Raw genomic sequence first — 9,782 nt, forward strand, 5'->3', positions numbered from 1 at the left:
TGAGCCATGATCAAACTCTTCAATTTAAGTTTGGTTGCTTCGAAAAGCGGCTCAATGAATTGCTGAATTAACTGCTGCAACTTTCGTTGCTTTGGTCACTTCATCAGACATTGAAAATCAAAAATTGTTTTTGATGCTCGATGCTGTGAGTGCCCACACAGATTGCTTGATTCAAATTGTTAAAGAGCGACGCAGCTTTTGGCTGCTGCGGGAGTGGCATTCTACTCAACCGCCTTCTCGAGTCAAGCCTTATTTTCAAAGGCTTTTCGAGGTTATCGACGAGGCTGTTTGCGTTGCCGCTTGCCCTGTCGATGGAGGCGCATTATAGAGACATAGATCACATTGGCAAGATCTCATCGCAATAAAATTGCAAAAAAATGCCAATTCTTAGTTATTCATATCAAAGCACAGTTTTTACACAGACTTATCCACAGGGCAAGCTAGAAAAGGGCTCATTCTGCACCCTATTACCTCCCGTTCCTCTCTGCCCGTCTCCTCTTCGAAGGGTTGCTGACCATATCAATCCATATATAAAGGAAGAGAATCGCAAAGTGACGATCAGGCCAGTTCTGCCTCAGCAACCCAGGCAGCGATCAGCTCGGCTGCCGCCATGGAGCGGCAACCCGATATGTTCTGCCCGGCCCAGAGTGGCGAGAAACCGCTGTCACCCGCCTTTTCGGCTGCGGCACGCAACGGAGCCAATGCGCCGCTGGCATACGGGAAGTCTGGCGGCAGCACCGAAAGGGGGCCGAGTTCCCGCATCAAGCGGTTGACTATCCCCCGCGCCGGACGGCCGCTGAACAGATTGGTCAGTGCGGTGTGTTGACCATGCCTCCCCTGCAGCGCCGCACGGTGCAGGGACGAGGTCGTCGCCTCGTGGCAACAGAGGAACGCCGTTCCCACCTGCACGGCGCTCGCTCCCAGAGCAAGGGCGGCTCTGATGCCCTTTCCATCGACTATGCCCCCGGCGGCGATGACAGGCAGATCCACTGCCGCCACTACCTGTGGCAGAAGGGTAAAGGTGCCCTGCTGCAAGCTGAGATCCTCACTCAGGAAATGGCCGCGATGGCCACCCGCCTCCAGCCCCTGGGCGATGACGGCATCGGCTCCGTGGTCAGCAAGCCACTGCGCTTCTGCCACCGTGGTGGCGCTGGCAAACACTTTTGCGCCTGTGGCTTTTACCTGGGCAAGCAATTCGGGCTCGGGCAAGCCGAAGTGGAAACTGACCACGGCAGGTCTGAACTCTGCAAGCAGGGCCGCATGCTCGTCATTGAAGGGGGCCCGAGAGGGGGCTCGCGACGGCGCAGCGGCATCCACCCCGAACTCGGCGTAATAGGGTAACAGTACCTGGCGCCAGCGCTGCTCCGCTGCCGGTTCCGGCTCGTGCTGCCGATGGCAAAAGAAGTTGATGTTGTATGGGCCCGGCCCGCTGGCGGCGAGACGACTCAGCTCCTGGCGCAGATCGGCACCACTCAGCATGGCGGCAGGCAGGGAGCCCAGAGCCCCCGCACTGGTCGCAGCCATCGCCAGGGCGCTGTCCTGCACACCCGCCATGGGGGCCTGAATGACGGGATAGCGCATCCCCAGTTCGGCAAAGAGCGTCATATGATGGTTTCCTGTTTCTGATGGTGAGTCTGGCTGTGCGCCAGAGGAGAGTTGAGTCGGCAGAGCGCACCTGACATGCTGACACGTCGTCTGGCGATATCGCCTGTCCAGTTCCCGGCCAGACATCCTGTCTTCGCTTTCATCCATCAGGCCCCTTGAGGTTCATTGCACATCGGGCCCGCGAAGGGCCTGATGAAGATAACGAGCTCAGCGCACGCTGCGCAGCAGGAAGTCCGGCTGGCCACAGGAGCGGCGCTCCCGCTTCTGCATCTCGTCGGAGCAGGGGACGGCATCCGTTCCCTGCTTGTTGATGCAGATGTAGATCTCCCGCAGGAAGCGGCCCCCATCAGCGCAGGCCACCGTGATGTTATCGGGGGCCAGCCACTCGTTGGCACTCGCCAGATCGGCCTTGAGCTGGAAGCTGTTTTTGCGCAGCGGCTCTTCCGGCGATTGATAGGCGGCCGGGATCTTCACCTTCTGGCGCAGATCGCTGGCCAATTGGTGAAATGCCTCCTGGCTCAGCCCGGAACAGGTGCCGTGCTTCTCCCATTCATGGCGATAGAGGAAGCGGCTGGGGTAAAGCCCGGCAAACTGCTGCTCCATGTCCGCATCCAGCCGCTCGCGGGTGCAGCTGGCGGGGTAGCCACGCAGATACTGGGGCCAGAGCCCATGCAGCACGAACCCCAGCTTGCGGGCGCACTGCTCCCGATCCCCTGGCTTGATGGCGCAGTGCTCGGGCGACCAGGAGAGTGCCATGGCGTAATAGTCAAACTCCCCCGCATGGCCCTTGCCCTGTGCGGCGGAGATCCACAACAGCGACCCCACCAGCCATACCATGACCTGCTTCATCTCTCATTCCCCCTCATCTCTTTGCACCCGGTGGCGCCCCATTTTGCGCCCTCATGCTCCCATAACAGGGAGTCAAAGAACAATCGCTCAAAATGGCCTTACTCACTGTGGGTCAGACCAGTAAAAGGTTTCCCCTGCCGGATCAGAGGCGTAAGCTGGCTCTCCGGCGGGCCTTCATGACGCGCCACGTTTCCCCGATTTCATCAGCAACAGGACGTAACATGATCCGCAAGAATCCCTCAGGTCACCTGCCCGTTATCGACGAATCCGCCTATATCGACAAGACTGCCATCATCTGTGGCAAGGTGATCATCAAGGAGAACGTGTTTGTCGGCCCCTATGCCGTGATCCGCGCAGACGAAGTGGACGAGAGCGGTGACATGGAACCCATCGTCATCGGCGCCAACTCCAACATTCAGGATGGCGTCGTCATCCACTCCAAATCCGGCGCTGCCGTCACCATCGGCGAGTTCAGCTCCATCGCCCACCGCAGCATCGTCCACGGCCCCTGCGAAGTGGGTAACCGGGTCTTCATCGGCTTCAACAGCGTGTTGTTCAACTGCCACATCGGCGAAGGGTCCGTGGTGCGCCACAACTCCGTGGTCGATGGCTGCGATATTCCCCCCGGCTTCTATGTCCCCTCCACCACCCGCATCAACCAGCAGAGCGATCTGGCGCAGATCCCGCGCGTCACCGTGGACGCCACCGAGTTCTCCGAGGATGTGGCTCACACCAACATCGACCTGGTCAGGGGTTACAAGGCGCTCTCCAACGAGTTTTGATCCGGTGAGCGGTTCACGACACACAACGGGCGCCACGACGCCCGTTGTCACAACTGTAAAGAGGGCGAAAAGAGGGTGTAAAGGTGGTTGAGCCGGGCGCACGCGTCGCGTTTGATGGGGGCGTTCCCATCAATGGAGTCATCATCATGTCACGCTATCCTGTCGCCCTTGCCCTGCTGCTGGGCACCACGCTCCTTCATGCAGGCGAGATGCCGCCCCCGATGGGCGCCCGCCAGGGAGGTCCCATGACACCGCCCCCCTCCGTGCTCTATCACGCCAGCAAGCAGGGTGCGGATCCCCAGGCCCTGGTCCAGGCGCTGTCCAAAAACATTGATGCCGCCAAGCCGGATACCCGCTACGAGGTCACGGTCAGCGTGCGCGAACTGCCGCCCCAGCCACTCAAACCCCAGCCCGCCGGTGCACCGCTCAAGGGGCAGTGAGATGAGTCTGCACCGCCCTTCACTCTGGCTGCTTGCCATGGCCATCGCCCTGCCCGCCATGGCGGGTCCGGGGAACATGAGCAGACTGGGCGGATGGGAGAGCCCTGCCCCGCAGTACGGCCATGGGGCTGGCCCTGGCTTCGGCCACCGCGTCGACCGGCTGCCGGGAGAGGTGGAAACCTTGCTGCTGGCCGGGCTCACCTACTATGTGCTCGACGGCATCTTCTACCGCCGGCAGGAGAACCACTATGTGGTGGTCTCCCCACCTCCTCAGGTCCTGGTGGTGGCAGAGACAGGGCTCATCCCCCTGGATCTGGATGGCCGCCGCTATTACGTCAGGGAGGGTCACTACTACCTGCGAGAAATAGACGGGCGCTACACCGAGGTGCCGCCGCCAGCGGCGCTGCGCTGAATCGCACGGTGGAACAGATACGAGCAGGGGGCCTTGGCCCCCTCTTTCATTACCGGAGTGTTTACCCCACTCGGGTCTGAGCCGCGTACCTCAGGACGGGTCATGCAGGGGCAGCGTCATGGTCACTCTCAGCCCCCCCTGTGCGCGATTGCGCGCCTGGATGGTACCGCCCTGTAGAATCACCGCCTTGCGGGCGATGGCGAGCCCGAGCCCGTAGCCCTTGCCCATGCGGGGTGAGCCGATGCGCACGAAGGGATCGAAGATCCCCGCCAGCTTCCCCTCCTCCACCCCGGGCCCCCGATCGGCGATGGAGAGCTGCACCTCCTGACCCAGGCGCAGCAAGCGAACACTCACCGTCTGGCCCGACTGCGAGAAGCGCAGGGCATTGCGCACCACGTTCTCCACGGCGCGGCGCACCAGCTCCGCATGCCCCAGCAGGAGGCAACCCTCCCCCAGCGCCGCCTCGAGCCCTATCTCGACCCCGGATTGCTGGGCTTCGAACCTGGCATCCTGGACAACCGTCTCCACCAGCGCCAGCAGGTCGTAGTGGCTCTGCTCAAGCCCGTGGCCCTGCTCGGCACGGGAGAGGGTCAGCAGCTCCCCTATCATCCTGTCCATCCGCTCCGTCTCGAGCCGGATCCGCGCCAGGGCGTCGCTTGCCTTCTCCGGGCGCTGCTCCGCCAGGCCAATGGCCATCTGGATGCGGGCCAGGGGGGATCGCAGCTCGTGGGAGACGTCGTGGAGCAGCTGCTCGCGCCCCTCGACCAGCTGCTGCAGCCGCTCCACCATGAGATCGAACTCCTGCGCCACCTCCGTCAGCTCGTCCCGACGCCAGCGCAGGGCGGGCCACAGCCGCACCCCCAGATCCCCCCTGGCTACCCGATCGAAGCTGCGCCGCAAGGCGTTCATGGGCCGGGTCAGGTGCCAGGCGAACAGAATGCTGAACAAGAGTCCCCCCAGGCCGCCAATCCAGAGCATGGGCGGGGGAATGTTGAGCCAGGAGAGGGGGCCGAGGGCCGGCCCGCCGGGGAGGATACGCGGGTCCGCTCTGGTCTGCAGCAGATAGGTCTGCCCGTCGCTGGCAATCACGGTGCGTGTCAGCACGCTGCCCGGGCCAGGTTCCCCGGAGGCTGTCAACCTGGATGCCCGGGGCGCTGGCCGGGGAGGCGCATCGGAGACATCGAGGAGTGTTATCTGCAGCAACGGCGGCGACATGGCCTGACTCAATGCCGTCGCAGCCTCGATCCCCCCCTTTGCCAGCACAGCTGCCGCCATCTCCAGATGCTGGCTCGCCAACTGCTGGGCCTGGTGCTCTTCCGGGGGGTCACGCTCGGCACGAAAACCGAGCCAGAGCAGTTGGCTGACCAGCACGATGGCCAGCCAGAACCCCAGCAGAATCTTCCAGAACAAACGTCCCTTGAGGATCACCGTATCTTGTACCCTATGCTGCGCACCGTCTCTATGGTGACGGCCTCCCCCGCCTTCTGTTGCAGCTTCTGCCTCAGGTTGCAGATGTGCACATCGACGCTGCGATCATAGGCCTCCCGCGGGCGCCCCACCCCTTGCAGGGAGAGGATGTCCTTGGTAACCACCTGCTCCGGTGCTCGCACCAGCAACACCAGCATGTTGAACTCGGTGGCGGTCAGCTCCAGCGGCTCCCCCTGCCAGAGACAGACCCGGTTGGCCGGCGTGACCGTCAGATCCCCCAGGATGAGGGCATCCGGCGAGGGGGTTGCGCTCCCCCCCTCGTTGACCCGCCGCAGAACGGCCCGCAGCCGGGCCACCAGCTCCCTGGGGTAGCAGGGTTTGGGCACATAGTCATCGGCCCCCATCTCCAGCCCCACCACCCGATCCACGTTGTCCCCCTTGGCGGTCAGCATGATGATCGGCAGGCGACTGCGCTGGCGCACCTGGCGCAGCACCTCAGTCCCCCCCAGATCGGGCAGCATCACATCCAGCAGCAGGGCGCTGTAACGGCCGGAGAGGGCATGGTGCACCCCTTCCCCTCCGGTCAGCACCTGGGTGGTCTCGAACCCCTCCCCTCCCAGGTATTCACTCAACATGACGCCCAGTTCGGCGTCGTCATCCACCAGCAGGATCTTCATATAGGGTCTCCCTTGTCGGTGGCCATTTTCGCCGCTTGCTCCGCCCTTGGCAGCCATTTTTACGAAACCCTTACGCTTGGCGCAAAGAGCCTTAACCCGGCTCTGGGGTAGAGTGCCGCCGTGATCGTCATTCAGGATACAGGTTGTCATGCCCACGTTCTCCCCTCGTCTCTTTTGGCTGCTGCCTCTGTGCGCCCTCGCCCTGTTGCTGGCCTGGCGCCCCCAAGCCAAGGCACCCGCCAGCGACTACATCACCGCCAGTACCGAGACCCGGGATCTGGAGCAGCTCATCATGGCGGACGGCACCCTGAAGGCGCGCAAGCAGGTGAGCGTGGGCGCCCAGGTATCGGGCCAGATCAAGAAACTGCACGTGACTCTGGGGCAGGAGGTCAAACAGGGGGATCTGCTGGTCGAGATCGACGATCTGCCCCAGCAGAACGCCCTCAAGGATGCCCTGGCCCAGCGCGACAACCTCCAGGCCCAGCTGGATTCCAAAGAGGCCACCCTTCGCAATGCCCGCCTGGCATACCAGCGCCAGCGGCAGATCGTCGCAAGAGGTCTTGGCAGCACGGCCGACCATGACAGCGCCAAGGCGACCCTGGACGAGACCCTGGCCGATATCCGGGCCCTCAACGCCCAGCGGGTGCAGGCCGAGATCGCGGTGGACACAGCCCGGGTCAACCTGGGGTATACCCGGATCCTGGCCCCCCTCTCCGGTACCGTGGTGGCCATGCCGGTGGAGGAGGGGCAGACCCTCAACGCCAGCCAGAGCACCCCTACCCTGCTCAAGATTGCCCAGCTCGACACCATGACGGTGGAGGCCAGGATCTCCGAGGCCGACGTCATCAACGTCCGGGTCGGCATGCCGGTCTATTTCACCATTCTTGGCAACAGCCAGCGCCGCTTCGAGGGATCCCTGCGGGCCATCGAGCCCGCCCCCGACACCATCAATGACGACGACACCACCAGCAGCAGCGACAGCAGCGCCATCTATTATCACGGCCTGTTCGAGGTGCCCAACCAGGATGGTCAGCTCAGGATCAGCATGACGGCCCAGGTCTATCTGGTGGTCGCCCGGCTCAAAGATGCGCTGGTGATCCCGGCCATCGCCCTGCAGGGGGATCAGGTCAGGGTGATCGACGACGGAGGCCGGATCAGCCTGCGCCGGGTCAAGGTCGGCCTGAACAACAAGGTGGATGCCCAGATCCTGTCGGGCCTGAGCACCGGTGAGCGGGTCATCGTCAGCGAAGTGAACGCAGGCCAGAGCAACGCCGCCGGGGGCATGCCGCCCCCCATGGGGATGTGACCATGGGCACCTTGTTGCAACTGCGGGGCATCCGCCGCCACTTCAAAGAGGGTGAGCGCACCGTCACCGTGCTCGATGGCATCGATCTGGCGATCGCCCGTGGAGAGATGGTGGCCATCGTCGGCGCTTCGGGCTCCGGCAAATCCACCCTGATGAACCTGCTGGGCTGCCTGGATCAGCCGAGCGAGGGGGCCTATCTGGTGGCCGGGCGCGATACTGCCACCCTCAGCCGGGACGAGCTCGCCGCCCTGCGCCGGGAGCACTTCGGCTTCATTTTCCAGCGTTATCACCTGCTGGCGGATCTCGATGCCCGCACCAATGTGGAGGTGCCCGCCCTCTACGCCGGTCTGGATCCGGCCGAGCGACGCCAGCGGGCCGAGGCCCTGCTGACCCGCTTCGGCCTCGCCAGCCGGCTCGAACACAAGCCAAGCCAGCTCTCCGGCGGCCAGCAGCAGCGGGTCAGCATCGCCCGCGCCCTCATCAACGGCGGCGAGGTGATCCTGGCCGACGAGCCGACCGGAGCCCTCGACAGCCAGAGCGGCGCCGAGGTGATGGCGAGCCTTCAAGCTCTGCATCGCCAGGGCCACACCCTGGTGATCGTCACCCACGACATGGACATCGCCCGCCACGCCGAGCGGATCATCGAACTGAAAGATGGCCGGGTGATCGCCGATCGCCGCACGCGCGAGCCACAGGCCCTTCCCCAGGCGCCCCAGGCCGCCACCAAGACGTCCGCCAGGGGGAAGACCCCGCGGATGGCGGGGCTCGGGAATGCCCTGCAGATGGCCCTCAAGGCCATGGTTGCCCAGCGTCTGCGCACCTTTCTCACCATGCTCGGCATCATCATAGGTATCGCCTCGGTGGTGACCGTGGTGGCCCTCGGCCAGGGCTCCCGGGAGCGGGTGCTGGAGAACATCAACGCCATGGGCACCAGCACCCTGGAGGTGTTCCCCGGCCGCGGCTTCGGGGACATGCGCTCCGCCACCATACAGACGTTGCGGATCGGGGACGCCGAGGCCATCGCCCGGCTGGACTACGTGCACAGCGTCACCCCCAGCCTCAGCACCAGCGCCACCCTGCGTCTTGGCAACACCGCCGTCTCCGGCACCATCAACGGCGTCGGCGCCCAGTTCTTCCAGGTCAGGGGCTATCGCCTGGCCCAAGGCATGGGCTTTGATCGCCAGAGCGAGGAGAGCCTGGCCCAGGAGGTGGTGATCGACGAGCACACCCGGGACAAGCTGTTCGCCCCGACCCAGTCCCCCCTGGGCCAGGTGATCCTGCTGGGGGATCTGCCCTGCCGGGTGATCGGGGTCGCCATCAAGAACCAGAGCGGCTTTGGCAGCGACGAGACCCTCAACGTCTGGATCCCTCATACCACCGCCATGAGCCGCCTGCTGGGGCAGAGCCATCTGCGCAGCATCAGCGTGCGGGTGCGGGACGAGGTGAGCCTGGACGCCGCCCAGGACGGCATCAGCCGCCTGCTCACCCTGCGCCACGGCAGCCAGGACTTCTTCCTGCTCAACACCGACAGCATCCGCCAGACCATCAGCCAGACCAGCGCCACCCTGACCACGCTGATCGCCCTCATCGCCCTCATTTCCCTGATCGTCGGGGGCATAGGGGTGATGAACATCATGTTGGTCTCGGTCACCGAGCGCACCCGGGAGATAGGGGTGCGGATGGCGGTCGGCGCCCGGACCCGGGACATCCAGCAGCAGTTCCTCATTGAAGCCGTGCTGATCTGCCTGCTGGGGGGCGTGCTCGGCATCGTCCTCTCCCTGGTGCTGGGCCAACTGTTCGACCACCTCGGCAGCGGCGTCCGGATGAGCTACTCCCTTGCCGCCATGGCGGTGGCCTGCCTTTGCGCCAGCCTGATCGGGGTAATATTCGGCTTCGCCCCGGCCCGCCGGGCAGCCAGGCTGGATCCCATCCACGCACTGGAGCGCGAATAGCCCGCATTGACGCCGGGGTGACGCCACTCACCCCGACACCGGATCGGGGGCCGATGCCCGGCCCCGCCACCAAGCCTGAACGCCCGCACTTCTTCCCTGAATGCGCGGGTTCTTTGACCGGGTCCCGTACCCGGTCTTTTTTTGTCTCCCGCCCGCCACACCCACAAAAAAAGCCGCCCGAAGGCGGTAATGCCAGTCAGTTAAGCCTGACTGGCATTGTTTTTACTAGGTTTTCTCGTCGCATACTTCTGTGGTTTGGCTTTGATGCACCTTGGGTAACTTCGTTCTCGGCGGGCGGGTAACTTGAACTGCTCTGCCTGTTTGTCCAACT

Annotated in this window: 9 protein-coding genes; 5 read left to right on the plus strand and 4 right to left on the minus strand. The window is 63.9% G+C overall.

Features of this window, described 5'->3' with window-relative positions:
- Positions 1 to 558 precede the first annotated feature (558 nt).
- Positions 559 to 1,605 carry a nitronate monooxygenase gene (locus J9892_RS14235; protein ID WP_161470194.1) on the minus strand — a complete coding sequence of 349 codons (1,047 nt, stop codon included), beginning with the start codon at positions 1,603 to 1,605 and terminating at the stop codon, positions 559 to 561.
- Positions 1,606 to 1,812: 207 nt separating this feature from the next.
- Positions 1,813 to 2,454, minus strand: a complete 642-nt coding sequence (locus J9892_RS14240) for a ribonuclease (RefSeq protein WP_161470193.1) — start codon at positions 2,452 to 2,454, stop codon at positions 1,813 to 1,815.
- Between the two features lie 221 nt (positions 2,455 to 2,675).
- Here J9892_RS14240 and J9892_RS14245 point away from each other — a divergent pair, with 221 nt between their 5' ends.
- The 3 genes from J9892_RS14245 to J9892_RS14255 all read left to right on the plus strand — a co-directional run bounded on the left by J9892_RS14245 (position 2,676) and on the right by J9892_RS14255 (position 4,088).
- Positions 2,676 to 3,236: a carbonate dehydratase gene (locus tag J9892_RS14245; protein WP_010672952.1), complete on the plus strand. Its 561-nt coding sequence runs from the start codon at positions 2,676 to 2,678 to the stop codon at positions 3,234 to 3,236.
- A 146-nt stretch (positions 3,237 to 3,382) separates the two neighbouring features.
- On the plus strand, positions 3,383 to 3,676 hold the full coding sequence (locus J9892_RS14250; RefSeq protein WP_042877801.1) for a hypothetical protein: 294 nt from the start codon (positions 3,383 to 3,385) through the stop codon (positions 3,674 to 3,676).
- A 1-nt stretch (position 3,677) separates the two neighbouring features.
- Entirely contained in the window at positions 3,678 to 4,088 is a 411-nt protein-coding gene (locus J9892_RS14255; RefSeq protein WP_210538526.1) for a DUF6515 family protein, read from the plus strand.
- A 90-nt stretch (positions 4,089 to 4,178) separates the two neighbouring features.
- Here J9892_RS14255 and J9892_RS14260 read toward each other — a convergent pair whose 3' ends face one another.
- Together J9892_RS14260 and J9892_RS14265 are read right to left on the minus strand one after the other, a co-directional pair.
- Positions 4,179 to 5,498, minus strand: a complete 1,320-nt coding sequence (locus tag J9892_RS14260) for an ATP-binding protein (RefSeq protein ID WP_246876679.1) — start codon at positions 5,496 to 5,498, stop codon at positions 4,179 to 4,181.
- Between the two features lie 14 nt (positions 5,499 to 5,512).
- On the minus strand, positions 5,513 to 6,193 hold the full coding sequence (locus J9892_RS14265; protein WP_104455311.1) for a response regulator transcription factor: 681 nt from the start codon (positions 6,191 to 6,193) through the stop codon (positions 5,513 to 5,515).
- 148 nt (positions 6,194 to 6,341) lie between these two features.
- On the opposite strand from J9892_RS14265, the gene J9892_RS14270 reads away from it, so the two are divergent.
- On the plus strand, positions 6,342 to 7,499 hold the full coding sequence (locus J9892_RS14270) for an efflux RND transporter periplasmic adaptor subunit (RefSeq protein WP_104455310.1): 1,158 nt from the start codon (positions 6,342 to 6,344) through the stop codon (positions 7,497 to 7,499).
- Between the two features lie 2 nt (positions 7,500 to 7,501).
- Positions 7,502 to 9,451: a MacB family efflux pump subunit gene (locus tag J9892_RS14275; RefSeq protein ID WP_246876680.1), complete on the plus strand. Its 1,950-nt coding sequence runs from the start codon at positions 7,502 to 7,504 to the stop codon at positions 9,449 to 9,451.
- The last annotated feature ends 331 nt before the right edge of the window (positions 9,452 to 9,782 follow it).

Source organism: Aeromonas sp. Prich7-2 (genome assembly GCF_017939255.1).
Lineage (GTDB): Bacteria > Pseudomonadota > Gammaproteobacteria > Enterobacterales > Aeromonadaceae > Aeromonas > Aeromonas caviae.